This is a genomic window from Novosphingobium sp. KA1 (genome assembly GCF_017309955.1).
In the GTDB taxonomy this organism is placed as follows: Bacteria; Pseudomonadota; Alphaproteobacteria; order Sphingomonadales; family Sphingomonadaceae; genus Novosphingobium.
The window spans coordinates 1325434-1347192 of the sequence record NZ_CP021247.1 but is presented as its reverse complement, the minus strand read 5'-3'; the positions used below and the strand labels follow the sequence as shown (position 1 = coordinate 1347192).

The following is a 21759-nucleotide window of genomic DNA, read 5'->3' as shown; positions in this document are numbered from 1 at the left end:
CCCCCAAACCTTGCCGGAACGCGCCGCGAGGCTTACATCGCGGGCATGGACCAGACCGTAACACTCAGCCCCTCGGCAGCGGCGCGCGTCGCCGCAATCGCCGAAAAGCAGGGCAAGCCCGCGATCCTTCGCCTCTCTGTGGAAGGCGGCGGCTGCTCGGGCTTCCAGTACAAGTTCGGCCTCGCCGAAGCGCCCGAATCCGACGATGCGGTGGCCGAGACCGATGGCGTGCGCCTCGTTGTCGATTCCGTCAGCCTCAACCTCGTCAGTGGCTGCGTGGTCGATTACGTGGAATCGCTTGGCGGCGCCGCGTTCCGGGTCGAGAATCCCCAGGCCGCCGCCGGCTGCGGCTGCGGGTCCAGCTTCTCCGTATGAAAAAGATCGCCACGTTCAACATCAACGGGGTCAAGGCACGCCTGCCCCGCCTGCTCGAATGGCTGGAAGAGACCCGCCCCTCGGTCGCCTGCCTGCAGGAGATCAAGAGCCAGGACGAAGGCTTCCCGATCGCCGAGTTCGAGAAGATCGGCTATCAGGGCATCTGGCATGGCCAGAAGGGCTTCAACGGCGTCGCCATCCTTGCCGATGGCGAAAAGCCGGTCGAGATCCAGCGCGGGCTGGAGGGTGAGCCCGAGGACGACCATTCGCGCTATCTCGAAGCGGACGTGTTCGGCCTGCGGGTCGTGTGCATCTACCTGCCCAACGGCAACCCGGTGCCCGGCCCCAAGTTCGACTACAAGCTGCGCTGGATGGAGCGCCTGCGCCACCGCATGGCCGCGATCCGGGCCGAGGAAGTGCCCGCGATCATCACCGGCGACTACAACGTGATCCCGACCGATCAGGACATCTGGTCGCCGTCCGCGATGGCCGCCGACGCGCTGATGCAGCCGGAATCGCGCGACGCCTATTTCCGCCTGCTCGGCGACGGCTGGACCGACGCCGTGGCCACGCACAACCCGCGCGGCGGCATGTGGACCTTCTGGGACTACCAGGCCGGCGCCTGGCAGCGCGACCACGGCTTCCGCATCGACCATGCGCTGCTCTCGCCCGAACTGGCCGACCGGCTGCACGCCTGCGGCATCGACAAGGCCTATCGCGGCCGCGAGAAGGCCAGCGACCATACCCCGGTCTGGGTGCAGCTCCGGGACTGATTGTTTGAAAATCCGCCATGGGCGGATCTTGCAGCACCGGCCCTCTCCCCCACCCGACCACCCAAGAGAGTACCCTGTAGGGTGGGGGCGAGGGCCGGGTACCGCACGCAAAATGCCCTCACGGGCATTTTTCAAGCCAGCAAACCAGAACGGGCCCGGAAGCGATGTGCTTCCGGGCCCGTTCTCTCATGTTCGGAACGAAGGCGGGGATAAGCCCGCTATCCGCACCTCAGCGATAGAAGATGTGATCGTCGACCTGAGCGATCTTGGTCAGGCGCCACTTGGGTGAGACGCGCTTGGCGTGGAAGAACAGGGCGTCGTCCGCCTCGCTCTTCCAGCTTTCTTCCACCGCGATACGGGCGATGGCCAGCGCTTCGCGCCAGTCGGCCGAAGACTCGCGGATGCTGGGCATGTGCTTGCCCTGCACGAACGAGAACTGGCCCGGCTGATAGACCACGCCGCAGTAGCTGGCGGGGAAACGACCCGATTCGGCGCGGTTGATGACCACGCGGCCCACGGCAAGCTGGCCTTCCAGCGTTTCGCCGCGGGCTTCGAAATAGATGGCGCCGGCAAGGCAGCGCGTCTGGCGATCGACCGAACCGCCGCTGGGCTGCATGGCAACCAGTTCGGCAAGGGATTCGGCGTCCTGCGGATCGCTTTGGCTGGCATCTTCGGCCTGGCTGTCCGTCACGGCTGCCCCGTCGGTGGGGAGGGACTGGACGACCGGCGTCGAAACGAATGCCGTCTGGGTTTCCGATTTAGCTGCAACCAGAACCGGCTGGTTTGCGGCAGCGCCCGAACCCTGTGCGCTGAAGAGGGCGGTCATAACCGTTGCAGCAAGCGCGACCACGCTTGCCCACTGCACTTTGCTTCGCATCAAATCTTGTTCAAAGGCGGTGAACCAGTCCGACGCAGGCGGGAACGAAAGGCTCTTTGGAGCGTTATCGTTCGCAAATCCTGCCGACGATTCCCCGTCTGCGTGCTAGCCAGGCGGACCGAATTGTTGCCCAAGCCGCATTCGCGTCTGGAGGGCCACTTAACTTGCGGGCCGTGCAAGTCAACCTGAATTAGCCGCCGATGCCGATGAGTCGTTCAGGTCTTGCGACATCCAGTTCGACGATCCAGAGGTCCGGGTCCTGCGCCCCGCGCTTTTCGACATAGTCCGAAAAGTCCCGCGAATCGGGCGTTTCCTGCCGTTTCGAACACGTCCAGGCGCGGCTGCCGTCGAGCTGCGGCATGCGTTCGTAAGCCCTTGCATCGCGACCGTTTTCGAGCAGCACGAGCATGATCGTCCCGGCGTCGCGTTCACCCTTTTGCATAACCATGCCAAACCCGCCGGCACTTTCGGCGGTACGGATCAGGGCACCGACTTCGAGGTGCGCGGGCAGGCGGGCGTCCATGGATCAGGCGACCCCGGCGTAGCCGGGCAGGCCCGAAAGCGCGATGCGCGAACGCATGAACGTGCCGGTGCCGCGCCCCACTTCGTCCCCGGCTTCATCGATCAGCCGGGATTCGGCGACCAGCACCCGGCGGCGGCCACTCACCCAGCGCCCTTCGGCAACGATCGAGCCGCCCTTGATGGGCTTGCTCAGCAAGAGATTGAACGAGGTGGTCAGCAGGAAACGGTCGGTGACCAGCGTATTGGCCGCATAGAAGGCGGCATCGTCGAGCATCTTGAAATAGATCGTGCCATGCGCGGCGCCCGCCGCGTGGAAGCACGAAGGATCGACATCGAACCGGATCCGCGCCAGCCCCTCGCCGGGAACCTCCAGCCGCGAGGTGAACAGCCCGTTGATCGGTGCCGAGGCATAAAGGCCTTCGAGCGCCCGCCAGTGCAGGGCCGCGCCGCTGGCGTCGGCTCCGCTGACTTCGGGGTCGATCCCAGACACTGTGGAACCGACCTCGGAGTCCTCAGGCGGCATCGCGGTCGATGACATTGCTGATGAGGCTGTAGATCGCCTCGGTGCCGGGCGCATCGATCAGCGCCTCGTGCATACGTTCATCGCGCATCATGCGCGAGATCGCGGCAAGGGCATGGAGATGGGCAGCGCCCGCCGCTTCGGGCGAGAGCAGACCGAACACGATGTCGATCGGCATGCCGTCGGCCGCTTCGAATTCCACGGGAGAATCGAGCCGCATAAACACCGCGACGGGACGGGTGATACCGTTCATGCGGGCATGGGGAATGGCAATTCGACGACCGAATCCGGTGCTGCCGAGCGCCTCGCGTTCGAGAATGCGGGTCAGCACCATCTCGCGGTCGAGCCCGTAGACGGTGTGGAATACTTCGGCAAGGCGGCTCAGGATGGACGCCTTGGTGTCTGCGCTGGCCGTGGTCACGGCATCGGGCAACAGAGTGAAAAGACTGCTCATTTTCGGTTCTGATTCTGATTTAAGATCGGTTGCTAATGGTTAAACGTCCACAACCCCCGGGGGTACCGGGGGCTGCTTCCTCTCCTCCGATCAGAAGTGCAGGCGCCGGGAGACGCTGTGGTCGCGTCAGTGCGGCTCGACCCAGCCAATCGAACCGTCGCCGCGGCGGTAAACCATATTATGACGGCCAGTGCCAGCGTTTTTGAACAGCAATGCCGTGGTATTACGCAGGTCCAGCATCATCACCGCGTCCGAAACCGTGGCTTCGGGAACGTCGACGCGGGTCTCGGCAATGACCACGGGGGCGTCCTCGACCTCGGCCTCGTGATCGTCTTCGACAAGCGTGTCTTCAAAGATCGTATAGGCGGCTTCCTCGGCGGCGACGGCAAAGGCAGTCTGCTCGTGGCGGTCCTTGATGCGGCGCTTGTAGCGGCGCAGCTGCTTGTCGATCTTCTCCGATGCCTGGTCGAGCGCGACATGGGCGTCCTGGGCAAGGCCAGTGCCCTTCAGCACGAGATTCTGCATCACGTGCATGATGATATCGCAGCGGAAAGCCCCGGCGGGCGCACGACCGAACGTGACATGCGACGACAGCGCGCGGCTGAAGTACTTGTCGATGATCGTCGTCAGTCGTTCGCTGGTGTGGATCTGCAGGGCCTCGCCAGTTTCAACCTGGTGACCAGAGACGCGGATGTCCATGAGCGAATACTCCTTCTGCTATGATATCATTCACCCCAGAGCGGGGTATCGACCGACTTGAGAAACGCCTCGTGAAGAGAAAGTTCCGCTTCGGTAGCCGCGTGGGGACGCGGCTGGCGGAAGGGCCGGTCCTTGCGCACAAGGACTTTGGCTTCCGCCACGATTTCAGTGGTTTCGGCCCCCAGTTCGAGACCGATCTGGCGACCGCCGCGCAGCTCGACATAGACCTGCGCCAGCAGTTCCGCGTCTAGAAGCGCGCCGTGTTTGGTACGATGACTTCGATCAATTCCGTAACGCGTGCAAAGCGCATCGAGCGAAAGCTTGGCGCCGGGATGGCGCACCTTGGCGAGCGCGACCGTATCGACCATGCGCGAACGATCGACCTTGGGCAGCCCGATCCGGTCCAGTTCGTGATCGATGAAGTTGAAGTCGAACGCGGCATTGTGCGCGATCATCGGGCTGTCCTCGATGAAGTCGAGGAAGTCCTGCGCGCCTTGCGCGAACAGCGGCTTGTCGGCGAGGAAGGCGTCGGACAGTCCGTGCACCGCCTCGGCCTCGGCCGGCATCGACCGTTCGGGGTTGAAATAGGCGTGGTAGCTGCGCCCGGTCAGCACCCGGTTGACCATCTCGATGCAGCCGATTTCGACCAGTCGGTCCCCGTTCTTGGGGTCGAATCCCGTGGTTTCGGTATCGAAGATGATCTCTCGCATCTGTTCTCATATCTGCCTGCCGGGGCGGCTTCGCAAGGCCCCGGGAACGATTATTCCGCTTGGCCCAACGCGCCCAGGATGCGCTCCACCTCTTCCCGTGTTCCTGCATGCGACAGGCCGGTGTCGATGACATGGTCGGCACGCCTGCGTTTTTCCGCATCCGGCACCTGAAGCGCCAGAATTTGTTCGAATTTCTCCTCGGTCATGCCGGGCCTTGCCAGCACGCGGGCACGCTGCACATCGGCCGGGGCGGAGACCACGGCCACGGCATCGAGCCCTTCATGGCCGCCTTTTTCGTAGAGCAGGGGAATATCGAAAACCACTAGGGGCGCATCGGCATTTTCCCTTAGGAAAATCTGCCGTTTGACCGCGACCGCGGGGTGGACGATCGACTCGAGTCGCGCCATCGCCTCGCGGTTGCCGAACACCGCCGCGCCCAGCCGGGCGCGGTCGACTCCCTGCGGGCCGGTGGTGCCCGGAAAGGCCGCCTCGATCGCGCCGAGCAGGGCCCCTTGCGGACCTTGCAGTTCATGCACCGCCGCATCGGCATCAAAGACCGGGACCCCCAGTTCGCGCATCATCGCCGCCACGGTCGACTTGCCCATGCCGATCGAGCCGGTGAGGCCCAGAATCTTCGGACGCCTTTGCGCGGCGCTAGCCCTGGTGGTGGTCACGCTTCCAGCCGGCGCCGCAATTCCTCGTCGCTGGCCGCATCGCGCGGCGGCTCGTGGCCGAAGAAGTGGGTGAAGGCGACACCGGCCTGGCCGATCAGCATCGCCAGGCCGTCGACCGTGGCAAAGCCCGCCGCGCGGGCCGCCTGCAGGAACGCCGTGTCGCGCGGGCTGGTGACGATGTCGTAGACCACGCTGCCCGGCGGCGCATGGGTGAAGTCGAAGGGCAGGGCTTCCTGCCCGGTCATGCCCAGCGGGCTGGCATTGACCACGAGGTCAAGGCACTGCGCGCGGTCGTCGAAGGCAAAGTCGGTCGGCGCGGCGAAGTGGCCGAGGTGAATCGCGTGATGGTCCTGCTGGGCGGTGAGTTCGTCCAGCATCGCGCGGGCCTTGTCCGGGTCGCGCCCGGCCAGCACCACCACAAAACCGCGCTCGGCGAGCGCCGCGACGATCGCCCGCGAGGCGCCGCCGGTGCCCAGCACCCGCGCCATGCGGAACAGGTGCGTTTCGGCAAGGCGCGATTCCAGCGGTTCGAGGAAGCCCGGCGCATCGGTGTTGTAACCGGTCAGCGTGCCGTCCGCCTCGCGCACCACGGTATTGACCGCGCCGATCCGGGCCGCCAGCGGATCGAGCCGGTCGAGCAGCGGCACGATCGCCTGCTTGTGCGGCATCGTCACGTTGCAGCCGCGCCAGTCCGGATCGGCGCGGCGGGCGGCGAGATAGTCGGCCAGCCCTTCGGCGGCGACCAGGCACCGTTCGTAGCGGGCCGCGATGCCCAGCTTCTCCAGCCAGAATCCGTGGATCACCGGCGACTTCGACTGGGCGATGGGATCGCCGATCACTTCGGCATAAGGGGTGCCGGGCTCCGGCGCGTTCCCGCTTACGGTCATTGTTCGATCTCTCCGAGACGGCGCAGCGCCGCCTGCACTTTCAGCAGCGGCATGCCGAGGATGGTGAAATAATCGCCTTCGATCTTCTCGAACAGCTGCACGCCGCGCGCCTCGATGCGAAACACGCCGACGCAGCCCGCCACTTCGGGCCATTCGGCATCGAGGTAATGCTCGATGAAACGATCCGACAGGGTCACGACGTGGAGTGACGCCACGGCGTCTTCGGCCCAGACGATCTCGCCGCCGCGGGCCAGCGCCGCGGCGCTGTGGAGATTCAGCGTCTTGCCCGAGAAGAACCGCAGATGCTCGGCCGCCGCCTCGCGGCTGGCGGGTTTGTCGAACCGGCGGCCGCCGCATTCGACCAGGGAATCGCTGCCGAGCACGAGTTCGCCGGGAGCAGCTGTGGACAACTGCCCCGCAAGGGCAGTGGATACCGCCAGGGCCTTGGCCCTGGCCAGTTCCAGCGCCACTTCGGCCGGGCTGGCCCCCGCCAATCCCGATTCTATCCACCGCTCATCCACATGGGCAGGCTGGGTACGGAAGGCGATGCCGGCCGCTTCGAGCATGGCACGGCGCGAGGCGCTCTGGGAGGCGAGTACGATCATCGCTGGTTCCTGGAAATCAGACCGGACCGCCGATGTCGCGCGCCTGTGCGTCCTCGGCCTTCCGTTCGTTGTAGATATTGATGATTGCCGCCGCGGTTTCCTCGATCGAGCGGCGAGTCACGTCGATCACCGGCCAGGAATTGTCCGCGAACATGCGCCGGGCATACTTCAACTCGTCCTCGACCCTATCGGTCTTCACGTAATCGGTGTCGGGCGACTGGCTGAGCGAGAGCAGGCGGTTGCGGCGGATCTGGATCAGGCGCTCGGGCGCGGTGGTGAGGCCGACGACCAGCGGCCGCTTGAGGCCATAGAGCAGCGGCGGCGGCGGGCTTTCCACGACAATGGGGATATTCGCGACCTTGTAGCCGCGATTGGCGAGGTAGATCGAGGTCGGCGTCTTGCTGGTGCGCGATACCCCGGCCAGCACGATGTCGGCCTCTTCCCAGTCTTCCCAGGCGATGCCGTCGTCATGGGCAATGGTGAACTGGATCGCGTCGACCCGCGCGAAGTAGGCGTCGTCGAGCCGGTGCTGGCGCCCCGGGCGGCCCTTGGCTTCCTGCCCGAGCAGGGCCTCGAGCGCGTCGGTCACCCCGTCGAGCACCGCGATCGCGGGCAGGCCGAGTTGCTGGCAGCGTTCCTCCAGCCGCCCACGGGTTTCCTCGTTGACCAGCGTGAAAAAGACCAGGCCGGGATTGGCGGCGATCTCGCCCATGATCCTGTCGAGGTGCTGCTGCGAACGCACCATCGGCCAGAAGTGCCGCAGGACGTCGGAATCGTCGAACTGGGCGAGCGCGGCCTTGGCGATCATTTCCAGCGTTTCGCCGGTGGAATCCGAGAGAAGGTGGAGGTGGAAACGCGCCATTTTCGGCCTTTTTCGGGGTTTTCAGGGGGCCCACAGGGGCTCTGTGGATATGTCCCGGCATAAACCACGGGATGGATACGGTGACAACTCGGGAGGCGGTTTTCCTCCCCGTTGAACCGATTCAATGGGGTGAGTCTTAAACAAGATTCAAAACCGGCCCACAGCCTGTGGGAAACCGGGATAAAGAATCTTTGACTCAGACTCTACGGAGAGTCGCGGATGACTCTTGAACCTGTTCAGCCCGGGATAAATCGGGCAGGGTTCAGCCGTCCCCGATATCCACAGGACCAACAGACTCTATCATCCTTTTAAGAATCTTATTTTTTTGGACTGGACCTGAATCTCGATGCCTGGCCTTCTTCTCGACACCCTGCGCAAAACGAACCCGGGCAAGCGCCCGATCTGGCTCATGCGCCAGGCGGGTCGCTACCTCCCCGAATATCGCGCCCTGCGCGCCGACAAGGGCGGATTCCTCGCGCTGGTCTATGATACCGACGCGGCCGCCGAGATTACCCTCCAGCCGATCCGCCGCTTCGGATTCGACGGTGCCATCCTGTTTTCCGACATCCTGATCGTGCCATACGCCATGGGACAGGACCTCGAGTTCCTTGCCGGCGAAGGCCCAAAGCTCTCTCCGCGTCTGGTCGACAGCGCCCTTGGCAATCTCTCCGCGGTGCCCGAACGGCTCACGCCGATCTACGAGACGGTGCGCAAGGTTCGCGCCGCCCTCGATGACGACAAGACGATGCTCGGCTTTGCAGGAAGCCCCTGGACGGTCGCTACGTACATGTGCGCGGGCGAGGGGAGCCGGGACCAGCATGAGACCCGCGCCATGGCCTATCGCGACCCTCAGGCCTTCGGAGAGGTGATTCAGGCTATCGTGGGGGTGACTGTCGAATATCTCAGTGGGCAGATCGAGGCCGGGGCTGAGGCCGTGCAGTTGTTCGATTCCTGGGCAGGCTCGCTCTCGCCCGCCCAGTTCGAGCAATGGGTGATCGCGCCCAATGCCGCCATCACCGCCGCGATCAAGGCGCGCCATCCCGGGACTCCGATCATCGGCTTCCCCAAGGGGGCCGGCGAAAAATTGCCCGCCTATGCCCGCGAGACCGGGGTGGACGCGGTCGGAATCGACGAGACGATCGACCCTGTCTGGGCCGCGCGCGAATTGCCGCAAGGCCTGCCGGTGCAGGGCAATCTCGATCCGCTGCTGCTGCTTTCGGGCGGCGAGGCGTTGGAATCCGGTGCGCGCCGCGTGCTCGATGCCTTTGCCAACCGCCCGCACGTGTTTAACCTCGGGCACGGAATCGGCCAGTTCACGCCGATCGAGAACGTCGAGGCGCTGCTGCGCATCGTGCGCGGCTGGTCACGCTGAACAAGGCCCTTCCGCGCACGGGAGGGCTTCAACCCACTGGAATCACCTTGAACCGCGCGGGGCGAGGGTGCAGGAGGGGCGCGATCGCCGTCCCACTGCCGCTCCAACGAGACCCCGCGCGCCGATGCAGGAAACGCTCTCCATGCTCTATCTCTGGCTGAAAGCCGGACATGTCATCTTCGTGATCTTCTGGATGGCCGGGCTGTTCATGCTGCCGCGCTATTTTGTCTATCACCAGGAAGCCGAGCCGGGTTCGGCGGAAGCGGCGCGCTGGATCGACCGCGAGGCGAAGCTGCGCAAGATCATCCTGACCCCCTCCATGATCATGGTCTGGGTTTTCGGCCTGGCCACGGCCTTCTCGATCGGCGCCTGGAGCCAGGGCTGGCTGCATGCCAAGTTGCTGTTCGTGCTGGGTCTTTCCGGCTACCACGGCTGGCTGGTCGGCTATGCGAAGAAGCTGGCCAAGGGCGAACGCGTGCTGACCGGCAAGCAGCTGCGCCTGCTCAACGAGATTCCCGGCCTCGCCGCCGTGGTCATCGTCATTCTCGCGGTCGTCAAACCCTTCTGACCCGCACCCGCAGGCGCGCGTCCGGGACCGCCCAGGACTGCACGCCCCCCCCCGGCCCTCCAGAGCCGAAGCATCGCATGCAGGATCCACTGGGCGCAGGCGCCGTCCGCCCTGTGGATCGCGCGTTGACCAAAAGCCGCGTAATCCCTATCTGATCGTTGTCCCGGCACAGGGCGGCGAGCCCATTCTCCTGCCCGGATCCGCTTTCCCCAAGCCCATCCGATCCGCCGGCCGACCTCCATACAATTTCCATTCGGAAACCAGAAAAAATGCATCTCAAGGAACTCAAGAAAAAATCGTCGGCCGAACTGGTCGAAATGGCAGAGGAACTGGGCGTGGAAGGCGCGTCGACGCTGCGCCGCCAGGACCTGATGTTCGCCATTCTCAAGGAAGTGGCCGAGGACGGTGAGGAAATCATCGGGCAGGGCACGATCGAAGTGCTGCCGGACGGCTTCGGCTTCCTGCGCAGCCCCGAGGCGAACTACCTTGCCGGTCCCGACGACATCTACGTCTCGCCCAACCAGGTCCGCAAATGGGGCCTGCGCACGGGGGACACCGTCGAAGGCGAAATCCGCGCCCCCAAGGACGGCGAGCGCTATTTCGCGATCACCAAGCTCATCAGCGTCAACTTCGACAATCCCGACGTGGTGCGCCACCGCGTCAACTTCGACAACCTGACGCCGCTCTATCCCGACCAGCGCCTGAAGCTCGACACCTCGGACCCGACGGTCAAGGACAAGTCGGCCCGCGTGATCGATCTCATCAGCCCGCAGGGCAAGGGCCAGCGCGCCCTGATCGTGGCGCCGCCGCGCACCGGCAAGACCGTGCTGCTGCAGAACATCGCCAAGGCCATCACCGACAACCATCCGGAAGTCTTCCTGCTGGTGCTGCTCGTCGACGAGCGCCCGGAAGAAGTCACCGACATGCAGCGCAGCGTGAAGGGCGAGGTGATCTCCTCGACCTTCGACGAACCTGCCCAGCGCCACGTCCAGGTCGCCGAAATGGTGATCGAGAAGGCGAAGCGCCTCGTGGAACACAAGCGTGACGTCGTGATCCTGCTGGACTCGATCACCCGTCTCGGCCGCGCCTACAACACCGTGGTGCCCAGCTCGGGCAAGGTGCTGACCGGCGGTGTCGACGCCAACGCCCTGCAGCGCCCCAAGCGCTTCTTCGGCGCCGCGCGCAACATCGAGGAAGGCGGTTCGCTCTCGATCATCGCCACCGCGCTGATCGACACCGGCAGCCGCATGGACGAAGTCATCTTCGAAGAGTTCAAGGGCACCGGCAACTCGGAAATCGTCCTCGACCGCAAGGTGGCGGACAAGCGCATCTTCCCGGCGCTCGACGTCGGCAAGTCGGGCACCCGCAAGGAAGAACTGCTGGTTCCCAAGGACCAGCTCACCAAGATGTGGGTCCTGCGCCGTATCCTCATGCAGATGGGCACGGTCGATGCGATGGAGTTCCTGCTCGACAAGATGAAGGACTCCAAGACCAACGAGGACTTCTTCTCGACGATGAACCAGTAAGCGGGGATCGGGGGCGTGAGCATTCTCGATACTTTTGCCGCGACCGCCGCGACCGCCGCGATGGGCGGTCCGGCGGAGATCTGGCACCATATCGTCACCGATTTCTCGAACCTGGGGACGCCGGCAGCCATGTCGGCGTTCCTGCAGGTGCTGATGATCGACGTGGTGCTGGCGGGCGACAATGCCATTGTCGTCGGCGCCCTGGCCGCGGGACTGCCGGCCGAGCAGCGCAAGAAGGTCATCGCCATCGGCGTGATCGCGGCGCTGGTCATGCGCATCGGCTTCGCGCTGGTGGTGACCTGGCTGCTGGGCATCGTCGGCCTGGTCTTTGCGGGCGGGCTGCTGCTCTTGTGGGTGGCGTGGAAGATGTTCCGCGAGATCCGGGGCGGTGAGCATTCGCCGGGTTCTCCCGAGATCGAGGGAGACGAGCATTCCGGCGTCAATCCGGCCAAGAGTTTTGCCGGAGCGGCGATTTCCGTTGCCGTGGCCGACATCTCGATGTCGATCGACAACGTGCTGGGCGTGGCAGGGGCGGCGCGCGATCATCCGGGAATCCTGATCGTCGGCCTGATCGTGGCGGTGGCGCTGATGGGCGTCGCGGCGAATTTCATCGCCCGGTACATCGAGCGTTATCGCTGGATTGCCTGGATCGGTCTGGTGGTGATCCTCTACGTGGCGGTGAAGATGATCTACGAAGGCTGGATCGATCCACAGCTGGGCATCATCACCCTGATGTGACGAGAAACAGAAAAGGGCCCGGGAGCCAGACTCCCGGGCCCTTTTTGGTGTTCAGGGAACCAGGACCGTGGACCCTGTCGTCGCCCGGGATTCCAGGGCCCGGTGGGCCTCGGCGGCATGCTCGAGCCGGAAGGTCTGCCCGATCCTGGGCGAAAGGACGCCATTGGCGATCCGGTCGAACAGCTTTTTCGCGCTTCCCGCCAGTTCCTCGGGCGTGGCGACATAATCGGCGAGCGTCGGGCGGGTGAGATAGAGCGAACCGGCGCGCATCAGGTCGAGCGGGGGCAGCGGCGGTACCGGGCCGGAGGCATTGCCATAGGTCACCATGAGCCCGCGCCGGCGCAGCGAGGCGATCGAGGCGTTCCACGAAGACGCGCCGACCCCGTCGTAGACGACATGGCACATCGCACCGGACGTGATCTTGCGGATCTTCTCAGGCAAATCATTGAAATCGCAGGACAGCGAATGCTCGCCGGGTACCCCTGCGGCCTTTTGCGGCGAACCGCTATGGGCGATCACGGTCACGCCCTTGTCAAGCAGCCAGGGCACCAGCAGCGAGCCGACACCGCCCGCGGCCGAATGGACCAGCGCGACATGGCCGGCGGCGGCGGGGAAGGTATCTTCGGCAAGATAACAGGCCGTCAGGCCCTTGAGCATGACGGCAGCGGCAATCTCGGGCGCGATTCCTTCCGGGATGCGCATGGCCTTGTCCGCCTGAAGCAGCCGGTGCGTGGCATAGGCGCCCCCGGCGCTGGTGGTGCCGATACGCTCCCCGATGGCGAATCCGGAAACACCCTCGCCCAGCGCGATGATCCGCCCGACGCTTTCGGAGCCGAGGCTGATCGGCAGGGGATCGGGATAGAGCCCCTTGCGGTAATACGTATCGATGAAGTTGAGGCCGACGGCTTCGGTCTCGATGACGATCTCGCCGATGCCGGGCGAGGGCACGGTGAAGTCTTCGCGTTCGATCACGTCGGGGCCGCCATGCCGGCGGGCGATCATGCGGTATCCGGTAGTCATCCGATTTGGGTCCTTCAGAACACGCGGCGGAAGGTATCCGCCCGCGCCACCTTCCACGCGCGTGCGTAAGGCGTGGAGTCGGGATCGGCGAGCAGCTCGCCGGGCTTGAGAAAGGGATAGACCTCGTCGAGCGGACCGGCCTTGGCACTGTCTATGCGCTGGTACATGTCGTGCTGGTTGAGGTCCCAGGGGCTGTCGTAACCCATCGAGACAACGATCTCGCGCAGGGCTTTGAGCGTCTCCTTCTGGAACCGGGCCACGCGTTCGGCCTTGTCCTCGACCACCAGGCCGCGCTGGCGCCAGAACGACTGGGTGGCGACCCCGGTCGGGCAGGCGCCGGTATGGCACTTCATCGATTGCACGCAGCCCAGCGCAAACATGAACCCGCGCGCGGCGTTGCACCAGTCGGCGCCCAGCGCGAAGGCGCGGGCCATGCCGGCGCCGGAATGAATCTTGCCCGATGCACCGATCCGCACCCGGTCCTTCAGGTTGGCGCCGACCAGAGCATTGCGCACCAGCATCAACCCTTCCCGCAGCGGCATGCCGACATTGTCGGTCAGTTCCTGCGGCGCCGCGCCGGTGCCGCCCTCGGCGCCGTCGACCACGATGAAGTCCGGGGTGATTCCGGTTTCGATCATCGCCTTTACCATGGCCATGATCTCGTGCGGCTGGCCGACACAGAGTTTCATGCCGGCGGGCTTGCCGCCCGACAGGGTGCGCAGTTGCACGATCCATTCGAGCAGTTCGATCGGTGTCGAGAAGGCCGAATGCGCGGCCGGGGAGAGGCAGTCCTTGCCCGCCTCCACCTTGCGTGTCTCGGCGATTTCCTGCGTGACCTTGGGGCCGGGCAGGACACCGCCATGGCCGGGCTTGGCACCCTGGCTGAGCTTGATCTCGACCATCTTCACCTGATCGCTCTGCGCCTGCCGGGCAAAGAGGTCGGGATCGAAGGTGCCGTCCTTGTGGCGGCAGCCGAAATAGCCGCTGCCCAGTTCCCAGATCAGATCGCCTCCGTAGGTGCGGTGATAGGGGCTGATCGACCCTTCGCCGGTATCATGCGCGAAGCCGCCGAGCGCCGCACCCTTGTTGAGCGCCTCGATCGCATTGGCGGAGAGCGAGCCGAAGCTCATCGCCGAGATGTTGAGCAGGGCGCTTTCGTAAGGCTTGCTGCAATGCTCGCCGCCGATCTTCACGCGCCAGTCCCTGGCGGCGTTCTCGTTCGGGGCGATCGAATGGCCGAGCCATTCGTATTCGTCGGAATAGACGTCCAGCTCGGTACCCATCGGGTGCGAGTCGTTCTCGCCCTTCGAGCGGGCATAGACGAGGCTGCGTTCCTCGACGGTGAAGGGGCGGCCTTCGCGGTCACCCTCGACGATATAGGCGCGCAAGTAGGGGCGCAGGTCTTCGAAGAGCCATCGCATGCGGGCGATGAGCGGATAGTTGCGTCGTAATGCGTGGCGGCCCTGCACGAAGTCCCAGAGGGTCAGCAGCAGGATCGGCACCATGAGCCACAAGGCCCCGCGCCACCATGGAAGGAACCAGCAGGCGGCCGTGAGAGACACGACCGCGAGCGGGACGGCGTAGCGCGGGGCAAGGGTCATCGTCGTTTAGCCGATATGCTCCGCGAAGAACGCCTCGGTCCGGCCATCGGCAAGCGCGGCGCCGGCTTCGTCGCGGCGGGCGCCGATCTCGGCGGCGAAGCCGTGGTCGAGGCCTTCGTAGTCCCAGAGGGTGACGCGGGCATGGTCATCGAGCCCCTCGTGGATCGCCTTCTGCGCGGCGGCGTCGACAAAGTGGTCGGCGGTGGGAATGTGCAGCATCAGCGGGCGGGCGATCGCGTGCTTCTCGTTGAGCATCTGGTCGATCATCACGCCGTAGTACCCGACCGAGGCATCGATGTCGGTACGCGCGGCGACCATGTAGGCGATGCGGCCGCCCATGCAGAAGCCGACGAGGCCGACCTTGGCGACATCCTGTTCCCGGCGGATCCAGTGAATCACCGCTTCGAGATCGCGAATGCCGAGATCGAAGTCATGGCCCATCATGTAGTCGATCGCCTGCTTGAACTCGCCTTCGTCATAAGGGCTGAGTTCGACGCCGGGCTTCTGGCGCCAGAAGCTGTCGGGCGCGACCGCGAGATAACCCTTGGCGGCCCAGCCATCGGCCTTCTGGCGAATACCGGCATCGACGCCGAAGATCTCCTGCTGGACGATGATTGCGCCCCGCGGGGTGCCTTCGGGGCGGGCGACGTAAGCGGGAATCAGGCCCTCGCCGTCGAGCGTGGGGATTTCGGTGTTGGTCATGGGGAGTCTCCTGAGAACCTTCGGGTCTTTGGAACCGTTTGTCGGAGGTAGGCCCGGGCGATGGACTTTGCCAGCGCACTGTGCCAGCTATGATACAGAAATTCCAAGCGGGAGCGCGGTGATGAAGGTCAATGTCGAGGTAGAATGCTCGCCCGAAGAGGCCCGCCGCTTCCTTGGCCTGCCCGATGTGACCAAGGCCAACGAGGTCTATGTCGATGCGCTCAGCAAGGCGATGCAGGGTGTCGGCAGCGTCGATCAGCTTCAGGAACTGACCAAGCAGGTCGCGCCGATGGGCGAATTCGGGCTGAAGCTGTTCCAGCAGCTGATGGAAAGCGGTGCGGCCATGGCGCTGAGCGGCGTGCTCAATCCGCAAGGCGGCAAGCCCAAGAAGGACAACTGAGCCTTCACGGGCGGACCCGCTCGGGCTAGGCGGGGTCCATGTCTGAGACCGTTTCCGCCTCCACCATCTTTGCCTTGTCGAGCGGTGCGCCGCCGGCTGCCATTGCCATCATTCGTGTGAGCGGCCCCGAGGCCGGGGCAGCGCTTTGCGCTCTGGCGGGTTCGCTGCCCGAACCGCGCCGGGCGCGCTACCGCGTGCTGCGCGATCGCGAAGGGGCGGTTCTCGATCAGGCACTGGTGCTGTGGTTCCCGGGACCGGCGACAGCCACCGGCGAGGACCTGGCCGAGTTCCATCTTCATGGGGGCAGGGCGGTGGTCAACGCCGTCGAGGCGGAACTGGCCCGGTTGCCGAAGTTGCGCCGCGCAACTCCCGGGGAATTCACCCGCCGCGCCTTTGCCAACGGCCGGATCGATCTCGCCGAGGCCGAAGGGCTGGCGGACCTGCTCTCCGCCGAAACCGAACTGCAGCGTCGTTCGGCGCTGGCGATGGCGGGCGGTGCCTTCTCACGGCAGGTCGAGCAGTGGCGCGACCGGGTGCTGAAGGCTTCGGCTTCGGTCGAGGCAGTGCTCGACTTTGGCGACGAGGATGATGTTGCCGATCTGCCTGCGGACTTCATCGCCCAGCTTGTCGATCTGCGCGAAGAGCTTGCGGACTGGCTCGACCGTCCGCGTGCCGAGGCGCTGCGCGAGGGCTACCGGGTGGTTCTGGCGGGACCGCCCAATGCCGGCAAGAGCACGCTGTTCAATGCGCTGGTCGAGGATGAGGCGGCGATCACGTCTCCGCTCGCCGGGACCACACGCGATGTGCTGACGCGCGCCGTCTCGATTGGCGGCGTGCCGTTCCTGTTCGGGGATACGGCCGGGCTGCGGGACGAGACCGGTGACGTGATCGAGGCCATCGGCATCTCGCGCGCCCGCGATGCGCTGGACCGGGCGGATCTCGTACTCTGGCTTGGCCCGGAAGGTGAGGGGCCGGAAGCGTCGTGGGAGATCGCGGCGCAGGCCGATGTGTTCCACGTGGAACACAAGGCCGAGGCGCGCCACCGGATCTCGGCGGTGACCGGTGAGGGCATGGACGGCCTGCGCCGCGATCTTATCGAGACGGCGCGGGGGGCGATGCCGCGTCCGGGCGACGCGGCTTTGAATGCGCGTCAGCATGCTCTTGTCGGCGAAGCGGAAAGGGCACTGGCCGCAGCGGGACGGGAGAGTGATCCGCTGCTGGTGGCCGAGGCGCTGCGTCTTGCGCGTGTGGCGTTCGATGCGCTGATCGGCCGGGCGACCACCGAGGATATGCTCGATGCCCTGTTCGGACGGTTCTGCATCGGCAAGTGAATAGAGTGTGTTCCACGTGGAACACACCTTTGACGCGATTCACGCTTTCGAGTAAGCGCGTCGGATGCATTCCTTCGACGTGATCGTGATCGGCGGCGGCCATGCCGGCTGCGAGGCGGCGGCCGTGGCCGCCCGCATGGGCGCGCGCGTGGCGCTTGTCAGCTTCGACATCGACGCCGTGGGCGCCATGAGCTGCAATCCCGCCATCGGCGGATTGGGCAAGGGCCACCTCGTGCGCGAGGTCGATGCCTTTGACGGACTCATCGGCCGGGCCGCCGATGCGGCGGCGATTCACTATCGCATGCTTAATCGCTCGAAGGGCAGCGCGGTGCAGGGCCCGCGTGTCCAGGCCGACCGCAAGCTGTTCAAGGCGGCGATCCATCGCATGCTGAAAGAGCAGGGCGATCTGACTCTGGTTGCGGGCGAAGCCGCCGCGCTGGTGATGGAGCAGGGCAGGGTGGTCGGCATCGATCTGGCCGATGGCTCTCGCCTCGATGCGCGCGCGGTCGTGCTCTGCACCGGCACGTTCCTGGGCGGGACTCTGTTCCGGGGCGAGGAACGCATGATCGGCGGCCGGATCGGCGAAAGCTCGGCGCAGAAGCTGGCGGCGCAATTGCGCGAAGCCAAGCTGCCGATGGCCCGTCTCAAGACCGGCACCCCGCCGCGTCTCGACGGCCGCACCATCGATTGGGCGCGGCTGGGCGAGCAGCCCTCCGATGTCGAGCCCTGGACGATGTCGGCCATGGGGCAGCGCCGCGAAGTGCCGCAGGTGTTCTGTGCCATCACGCGGACGAACCCGCGCACGCATGAGGTGATCCGCTCCAACCTCCATCGCTCGCCGCTGTTCTCGGGCGCGATCGGGGCGCAGGGGCCGCGTTATTGCCCTTCGATCGAAGACAAGATTCACCGCTTTGCCGACCGTGACGGACACCAGATTTTCCTTGAGCCCGAGGGCCTCGACAATCCGCTGGTCTATCCGAACGGCGTGAGCACCTCGCTGCCCGCCGACGTCCAGCTGGACATGCTGCGGACGATGGAAGGGCTGGAGCGTGTCGAGATGGTCGTGCCGGGTTATGCGGTCGAGTACGATCACATCGATCCGCGTGCGCTGCGCACGAGTCTGGAACTGCGCGAGATGGCCGGACTCTATTGTGCCGGGCAGATCAATGGCACGACCGGATACGAGGAAGCCGCCGCGCAAGGGCTGGTCGCCGGCATGCATGCGGCTGCTGCGGTACTGGGCCGGGAGCCCGCTCCGCTGGACCGGGCCAACAGCTACATGGCGGTGATGATCGACGATCTCACCCTGCACGGCGTGAGTGAGCCCTATCGCATGCTCACCGCGCGTGCCGAGTACCGTCTGCGCCTTCGCGCGAACAATGCGACCACGCGGCTGACTCCGCTGGCTATCGACGCGGGTGCGGTCGGTCCGGCTCGACGGGAATGGTTCGCGCGCCGATTGGAAGCGCGTGCGGAACTGGAAGCGGCTTTCGACGTGCCGGTGGCGTCCGCCGAGATGGCGCAGGCTGGGCTTCCTGTGCGCGCCGACGCAGGCCGTCTCCCTATCCGGGAGTGGCTGCGGTTTGGCGGTGTCGATCTGGCGGGACTCTCGCCATGGATCGCCAGCGAGCATCTCGCCGATTCCGCGCTGGCGGAAGAACTGGCCGAAGATGCGGCCTATGCGCCTTATCTTGATCGGCAGGAACGCGAACTGCGCGATCTGCGCGCGAGCGAGTCCCTGCCGCTCCCCGACGATTTTCCCTATGCCGAGATTCCCGGCCTCTCGCGTGAGATGGTCGAGCGATTGACCAGGGTGCGACCGGAAACGCTCGCCGCCGCCGGTCGGATTCCCGGTATCACTCCCGCAGCGCTTGCGGCGCTGCTTGTCCATGCCCGCAAGGAAGCAGCGTGATTTCCACTGAAGACGAAGCGCGCGACTGGCTGCGCGCTCTGCCCGAATACGACCAGGCCGCGCAGGAGCGGCTGGAGATTCTGGTCCGCATGCTGGCTGAAGAGAACACCCGGCAGAATCTGGTTTCGGCGGCCAGTCTCGATCAGGTCTGGCTGCGGCATATCGTCGACAGTGCCCAGCTGCTCCCGCATGTTCCACGTGGAACATCCTCGCCCTGGATGGACCTTGGCACCGGCGCGGGTTTCCCCGGTCTGGTGATCGCGGCGCTGCGTCCCGAGTGTGACGTGCTGATGGTCGAATCGCGGGCGCGCCGAATCGAGTGGCTCGATCGCGCCCGACTGGCGATGGGGCTCGACAAGGCGAGGGTGCTTGGTCAGCGTCTGGAACTGGTAGAAACACGTGAGGCGCGCGTGATCTCGGCGCGCGCTTTTGCACCGCTGGAAAAACTCCTCACCTTATCCTCGCGGTTTTCCACAAGCGACACGGTCTGGCTGTTGCCCAAAGGGCGGTCCGCACAGCAAGAATTGGATGACCTTCGCAAATGGCGGCATGTGTTCCACGTGGAACAGTCCCTGACGGATCCGCAAGCGGGCATCATTGTCGGCACGCTGGCCGGCGGGAAGGGTAAGACCAAGTGATCCGTATCGCGATTGCCAACCAGAAGGGCGGTGTCGGAAAGACCACGACGGCGATCAACATCGCTACCGCGCTCGCCGCCACTGGCTGGAAAACGCTGCTGATCGACCTCGACCCGCAAGGCAATGCCTCGACCGGGATCGGCATTTCCGCAGCGGAACGAACCGCCTCGTCCTATGACGTGCTGGTCGATCGCGCCCGGGTTGCCGAATGCGTGATGGAAACCAAGATTCCCGGCCTCGACCTGTTGCCGGCGACGGTGGACCTTTCGGGCGCCGAGATCGAACTGGTCAACGCCGAGGACCGCGCCAATCGCCTGCGCACGCAGCTGCGCCCCGATCTGGGCTACGACGTCTGCCTGATCGATTGCCCGCCCTCGCTGGGCCTGCTGACGCTCAACGCGCTGACGGCGGCGGATACCTTGCTGGTGCCGCTGCAGTGCGAGTTCTTTGCGCTCGAAGGCCTCAGCCAGCTTCTGCAGACGGTCGAGCGGGTGCAGCAGCGGTTCAATCCCGATCTCGGTATCATCGGCATCGCGCTGACCATGTTCGACCGCCGCAACCGCCTGACCGACCAGGTCTCCGAAGACGTGCGTTCGGTGCTGGGATCGCTGGTGTTCGAAACCACGATCCCGCGCAACGTGCGCCTGTCGGAAGCGCCGAGCCACGGCGTGCCGGCTCTTATCTATGACCACACCTGCGCAGGCAGCCGCGCCTACATGGCGCTTGCCCGCGAACTGATCACCCGACTGCCCGAGAAGAGGAAAGCGGCATGAGCGAAGAATCCATTGTCGGCGTCCCCCAGCAGGACGCTGTAGCTGCGGAAAAGCCATCGCCGGTACGCCAGAAGCCCAAGGGGCTGGGGCGCGGCCTGGGGGCGTTGCTCGGTGAAACCCGGCGCGAGGAGCCGCTCTCCGCCGGTGGAGAAAGCACCGGTGCGCCGTCGACGCGCGCGGGCGGTCTTGCGGTTCTGGCGATTTCCGACATCACCCCGCATCCCGATCAGCCGCGCCGGATCTTCGACGAGGAAGCGCTGGAGGAACTTGCCGCCTCGATCGCGCATCGCGGGGTCATTCAGCCGATCATCGTGCGGCCGATGCCGCGGGGCGGCTATCAGCTGGTTGCCGGTGAACGCCGCTGGCGCGCCGCGCAAAAGGCGCAGCTGCACGAGATTCCGGCGCTGGTGCGCGAGCTCACCGAGCGTGAGGTCATGGCGCTGGCGCTGATCGAGAACCTCCAGCGCGAGGATCTCAATCCCATCGAAGAGGCGCGCGCCTATAACCGCCTGGCCGAATTCGAGGGCATGACCCAGGCCGAGATCGCCCGCATGGTCGACAAGAGCCGTAGCCATATCGCCAACTTCCAGCGCCTGCTGGCACTGCCCGACGGCGTGATCGCCAAGGTCGAGAACGGCAGCCTGTCGATGGGGCACGCGCGTGCGCTGATTGGCTGCGACGATGCCGAGGAAATCGCCGAGGCCGCGATCGGCAAGCAGATGTCGGTGCGCGATGTCGAGAAGCTGGTGCGCAAGAAGCTGCGCGGTGATGTGGCACCGCGCCGGGCGCGTACGGCCCGCAACGCGACGGAAGATGCCGACATCGCCGCCGTGCAGAACCACCTCGAGGAATTCCTCGGCATGCCGGTGAAGATCAGCGCGGATGCCGATCCCAAGTCGGGGACGGTGACGATCCGGTATGCGACGCTCGATCAGCTCGATCTGGTGTGTCAGCGTCTGACGGGCGGAGCCATTTAAGAAAAGGGGATGATTCTGGGGCCATGGGCCCCAGACCCCGTTACCGTCTTCGTCGCGTCTCGCACGATTGGTTGAGCTTGAACTGCAGCGTTTGAGTCGTTGAATGCACTGGGGGCGGCCAGTTTCCGCAATGAGTGCGCATCGGTCAGGCGAGGCGGCGACGGAGACAGAATTGGGGGGGCAGGGGGGCGAAGTCTATCCCGAGCTTCGCCGATGGGCTCCCCTGCGTTATTCTTAAATTCT

At 65.3% G+C, this 21759-nt stretch carries 25 protein-coding genes; 12 read left to right on the top strand and 13 right to left on the bottom strand.

Annotated features, from left to right (window positions below):
* Positions 1-45: 45 nt before the first annotated feature.
* Positions 46-375, top strand: coding sequence for an iron-sulfur cluster insertion protein ErpA (gene erpA, locus CA833_RS06750; RefSeq protein WP_207079604.1), 330 nt, complete (start codon positions 46-48; stop codon positions 373-375).
* Complete coding sequence (gene xth / locus CA833_RS06745; RefSeq protein ID WP_207079603.1) at positions 372-1148, top strand: exodeoxyribonuclease III; 777 nt, start codon at positions 372-374, stop codon at positions 1146-1148. The genes erpA and xth overlap by 4 nt, the downstream gene beginning before the upstream one ends.
* 229 nt (positions 1149-1377) lie before the next feature.
* Here the strand turns inward: xth and CA833_RS06740 are convergent, their stop codons facing one another.
* The 10 genes from CA833_RS06740 to CA833_RS06695 all read right to left on the bottom strand — a co-directional run bounded on the left by CA833_RS06740 (position 1378) and on the right by CA833_RS06695 (position 7958).
* The gene (locus tag CA833_RS06740) at positions 1378-1974 is read right to left on the bottom strand and encodes a cell wall hydrolase (protein WP_370584556.1); all 597 of its coding nucleotides are present in this window, start codon (positions 1972-1974) and stop codon (positions 1378-1380) included.
* A 241-nt stretch (positions 1975-2215) separates the two neighbouring features.
* A complete protein-coding gene (locus CA833_RS06735; protein ID WP_142636575.1) occupies positions 2216-2548 on the bottom strand; it encodes a DUF1491 family protein in 333 nt (110 codons plus the stop codon).
* 3 nt (positions 2549-2551) lie between these two features.
* On the bottom strand, positions 2552-3070 hold the full coding sequence (locus tag CA833_RS06730; RefSeq protein ID WP_142636577.1) for a PaaI family thioesterase: 519 nt from the start codon (positions 3068-3070) through the stop codon (positions 2552-2554).
* Positions 3060-3521 carry a PTS sugar transporter subunit IIA gene (locus CA833_RS06725; protein ID WP_207079602.1) on the bottom strand — a complete coding sequence of 154 codons (462 nt, stop codon included), beginning with the start codon at positions 3519-3521 and terminating at the stop codon, positions 3060-3062. Before CA833_RS06725 ends, CA833_RS06730 begins: the two co-directional genes overlap by 11 nt.
* A 126-nt stretch (positions 3522-3647) precedes the next feature.
* Positions 3648-4220 carry a ribosome hibernation-promoting factor, HPF/YfiA family gene (gene hpf / locus CA833_RS06720; protein WP_142636581.1) on the bottom strand — a complete coding sequence of 191 codons (573 nt, stop codon included), beginning with the start codon at positions 4218-4220 and terminating at the stop codon, positions 3648-3650.
* Positions 4221-4246: 26 nt separating this feature from the next.
* The gene (gene dnaQ / locus CA833_RS06715) at positions 4247-4930 is read right to left on the bottom strand and encodes a DNA polymerase III subunit epsilon (RefSeq protein ID WP_142636583.1); all 684 of its coding nucleotides are present in this window, start codon (positions 4928-4930) and stop codon (positions 4247-4249) included.
* Positions 4931-4980: 50 nt separating this feature from the next.
* Positions 4981-5604, bottom strand: a complete 624-nt coding sequence (coaE, locus tag CA833_RS06710) for a dephospho-CoA kinase (RefSeq protein WP_255535875.1) — start codon at positions 5602-5604, stop codon at positions 4981-4983.
* Positions 5601-6491 carry a shikimate dehydrogenase gene (locus tag CA833_RS06705; protein ID WP_207079601.1) on the bottom strand — a complete coding sequence of 297 codons (891 nt, stop codon included), beginning with the start codon at positions 6489-6491 and terminating at the stop codon, positions 5601-5603. The genes coaE and CA833_RS06705 overlap by 4 nt, the downstream gene beginning before the upstream one ends.
* Positions 6488-7096, bottom strand: coding sequence for a nucleoside triphosphate pyrophosphatase (locus CA833_RS06700; RefSeq protein ID WP_207079600.1), 609 nt, complete (start codon positions 7094-7096; stop codon positions 6488-6490). Before CA833_RS06700 ends, CA833_RS06705 begins: the two co-directional genes overlap by 4 nt.
* A 16-nt stretch (positions 7097-7112) precedes the next feature.
* Positions 7113-7958 carry a pyruvate, water dikinase regulatory protein gene (locus CA833_RS06695; RefSeq protein ID WP_142636589.1) on the bottom strand — a complete coding sequence of 282 codons (846 nt, stop codon included), beginning with the start codon at positions 7956-7958 and terminating at the stop codon, positions 7113-7115.
* Positions 7959-8304: 346 nt separating this feature from the next.
* Here CA833_RS06695 and hemE point away from each other — a divergent pair, with 346 nt between their 5' ends.
* The 4 genes from hemE to CA833_RS06675 all read left to right on the top strand — a co-directional run bounded on the left by hemE (position 8305) and on the right by CA833_RS06675 (position 12162).
* Complete coding sequence (gene hemE / locus CA833_RS06690; protein WP_207079599.1) at positions 8305-9330, top strand: uroporphyrinogen decarboxylase; 1026 nt, start codon at positions 8305-8307, stop codon at positions 9328-9330.
* A 142-nt stretch (positions 9331-9472) separates the two neighbouring features.
* Positions 9473-9898 (top strand): CopD family protein, encoded by a 426-nt coding sequence (locus CA833_RS06685; RefSeq protein ID WP_370584555.1) that lies wholly within the window; start codon positions 9473-9475, stop codon positions 9896-9898.
* A 269-nt stretch (positions 9899-10167) separates the two neighbouring features.
* Positions 10168-11424 carry a transcription termination factor Rho gene (gene rho / locus CA833_RS06680; protein WP_207079598.1) on the top strand — a complete coding sequence of 419 codons (1257 nt, stop codon included), beginning with the start codon at positions 10168-10170 and terminating at the stop codon, positions 11422-11424.
* Positions 11425-11484: 60 nt separating this feature from the next.
* Positions 11485-12162 (top strand): TerC family protein, encoded by a 678-nt coding sequence (locus CA833_RS06675; protein ID WP_185928786.1) that lies wholly within the window; start codon positions 11485-11487, stop codon positions 12160-12162.
* Positions 12163-12213: 51 nt separating this feature from the next.
* Here the strand turns inward: CA833_RS06675 and CA833_RS06670 are convergent, their stop codons facing one another.
* From CA833_RS06670 to CA833_RS06660, 3 genes are read right to left on the bottom strand one after another with little or no spacing between them, the layout of a single operon-like run.
* Positions 12214-13182: a quinone oxidoreductase gene (locus tag CA833_RS06670; RefSeq protein WP_207079597.1), complete on the bottom strand. Its 969-nt coding sequence runs from the start codon at positions 13180-13182 to the stop codon at positions 12214-12216.
* A gap of 14 nt (positions 13183-13196) precedes the next feature.
* Positions 13197-14783, bottom strand: a complete 1587-nt coding sequence (locus CA833_RS06665) for an FMN-binding glutamate synthase family protein (protein ID WP_207079596.1) — start codon at positions 14781-14783, stop codon at positions 13197-13199.
* A gap of 6 nt (positions 14784-14789) precedes the next feature.
* Positions 14790-15485 carry a dienelactone hydrolase family protein gene (locus tag CA833_RS06660; RefSeq protein ID WP_207079595.1) on the bottom strand — a complete coding sequence of 232 codons (696 nt, stop codon included), beginning with the start codon at positions 15483-15485 and terminating at the stop codon, positions 14790-14792.
* Positions 15486-15606: 121 nt separating this feature from the next.
* On the opposite strand from CA833_RS06660, the gene CA833_RS06655 reads away from it, so the two are divergent.
* From CA833_RS06655 to CA833_RS06630, 6 genes are all read left to right on the top strand, one after another.
* Positions 15607-15885 carry a DUF6489 family protein gene (locus tag CA833_RS06655; protein WP_142636605.1) on the top strand — a complete coding sequence of 93 codons (279 nt, stop codon included), beginning with the start codon at positions 15607-15609 and terminating at the stop codon, positions 15883-15885.
* A 38-nt stretch (positions 15886-15923) separates the two neighbouring features.
* Positions 15924-17216, top strand: coding sequence for a tRNA uridine-5-carboxymethylaminomethyl(34) synthesis GTPase MnmE (mnmE, locus tag CA833_RS06650; RefSeq protein WP_207079594.1), 1293 nt, complete (start codon positions 15924-15926; stop codon positions 17214-17216).
* Positions 17217-17280: 64 nt separating this feature from the next.
* Positions 17281-19128, top strand: coding sequence for a tRNA uridine-5-carboxymethylaminomethyl(34) synthesis enzyme MnmG (gene mnmG, locus CA833_RS06645; RefSeq protein WP_207079593.1), 1848 nt, complete (start codon positions 17281-17283; stop codon positions 19126-19128).
* Positions 19125-19766 (top strand): 16S rRNA (guanine(527)-N(7))-methyltransferase RsmG, encoded by a 642-nt coding sequence (rsmG, locus tag CA833_RS06640; protein ID WP_207079592.1) that lies wholly within the window; start codon positions 19125-19127, stop codon positions 19764-19766. Before mnmG ends, rsmG begins: the two co-directional genes overlap by 4 nt.
* Positions 19763-20539, top strand: a complete 777-nt coding sequence (locus CA833_RS06635) for a ParA family protein (RefSeq protein ID WP_142636613.1) — start codon at positions 19763-19765, stop codon at positions 20537-20539. The genes rsmG and CA833_RS06635 overlap by 4 nt, the downstream gene beginning before the upstream one ends.
* The gene (locus tag CA833_RS06630) at positions 20536-21516 is read left to right on the top strand and encodes a ParB/RepB/Spo0J family partition protein (RefSeq protein WP_142636615.1); all 981 of its coding nucleotides are present in this window, start codon (positions 20536-20538) and stop codon (positions 21514-21516) included. The genes CA833_RS06635 and CA833_RS06630 overlap by 4 nt, the downstream gene beginning before the upstream one ends.
* The last annotated feature ends 243 nt before the right edge of the window (positions 21517-21759 follow it).

Coding starts and splice junctions, on each gene's coding strand:
- CA833_RS06685 (WP_370584555.1), top strand. CDS start 9,473: ATGCTCTATCTCTGGCTGAAAGCCGGACATGTCATCTTCGTGATCTTC.
- CA833_RS06740 (WP_370584556.1), bottom strand. CDS start 1,974: ATGACCGCCCTCTTCAGCGCACAGGGTTCGGGCGCTGCCGCAAACCAG.
- CA833_RS06655 (WP_142636605.1), top strand. CDS start 15,607: ATGAAGGTCAATGTCGAGGTAGAATGCTCGCCCGAAGAGGCCCGCCGC.
- mnmG (WP_207079593.1), top strand. CDS start 17,281: ATGCATTCCTTCGACGTGATCGTGATCGGCGGCGGCCATGCCGGCTGC.
- CA833_RS06735 (WP_142636575.1), bottom strand. CDS start 2,548: ATGGACGCCCGCCTGCCCGCGCACCTCGAAGTCGGTGCCCTGATCCGT.
- CA833_RS06725 (WP_207079602.1), bottom strand. CDS start 3,521: ATGAGCAGTCTTTTCACTCTGTTGCCCGATGCCGTGACCACGGCCAGC.
- hemE (WP_207079599.1), top strand. CDS start 8,305: ATGCCTGGCCTTCTTCTCGACACCCTGCGCAAAACGAACCCGGGCAAG.
- CA833_RS06730 (WP_142636577.1), bottom strand. CDS start 3,070: ATGCCGCCTGAGGACTCCGAGGTCGGTTCCACAGTGTCTGGGATCGAC.
- xth (WP_207079603.1), top strand. CDS start 372: ATGAAAAAGATCGCCACGTTCAACATCAACGGGGTCAAGGCACGCCTG.
- CA833_RS06705 (WP_207079601.1), bottom strand. CDS start 6,491: ATGACCGTAAGCGGGAACGCGCCGGAGCCCGGCACCCCTTATGCCGAA.
- dnaQ (WP_142636583.1), bottom strand. CDS start 4,930: ATGCGAGAGATCATCTTCGATACCGAAACCACGGGATTCGACCCCAAG.
- CA833_RS06660 (WP_207079595.1), bottom strand. CDS start 15,485: ATGACCAACACCGAAATCCCCACGCTCGACGGCGAGGGCCTGATTCCC.
- CA833_RS06665 (WP_207079596.1), bottom strand. CDS start 14,783: ATGACCCTTGCCCCGCGCTACGCCGTCCCGCTCGCGGTCGTGTCTCTC.
- CA833_RS06695 (WP_142636589.1), bottom strand. CDS start 7,958: ATGGCGCGTTTCCACCTCCACCTTCTCTCGGATTCCACCGGCGAAACG.
- CA833_RS06630 (WP_142636615.1), top strand. CDS start 20,536: ATGAGCGAAGAATCCATTGTCGGCGTCCCCCAGCAGGACGCTGTAGCT.
- hpf (WP_142636581.1), bottom strand. CDS start 4,220: ATGGACATCCGCGTCTCTGGTCACCAGGTTGAAACTGGCGAGGCCCTG.
- CA833_RS06700 (WP_207079600.1), bottom strand. CDS start 7,096: ATGATCGTACTCGCCTCCCAGAGCGCCTCGCGCCGTGCCATGCTCGAA.
- CA833_RS06670 (WP_207079597.1), bottom strand. CDS start 13,182: ATGACTACCGGATACCGCATGATCGCCCGCCGGCATGGCGGCCCCGAC.
- erpA (WP_207079604.1), top strand. CDS start 46: ATGGACCAGACCGTAACACTCAGCCCCTCGGCAGCGGCGCGCGTCGCC.
- CA833_RS06675 (WP_185928786.1), top strand. CDS start 11,485: ATGGGCGGTCCGGCGGAGATCTGGCACCATATCGTCACCGATTTCTCG.
- rho (WP_207079598.1), top strand. CDS start 10,168: ATGCATCTCAAGGAACTCAAGAAAAAATCGTCGGCCGAACTGGTCGAA.
- mnmE (WP_207079594.1), top strand. CDS start 15,924: ATGTCTGAGACCGTTTCCGCCTCCACCATCTTTGCCTTGTCGAGCGGT.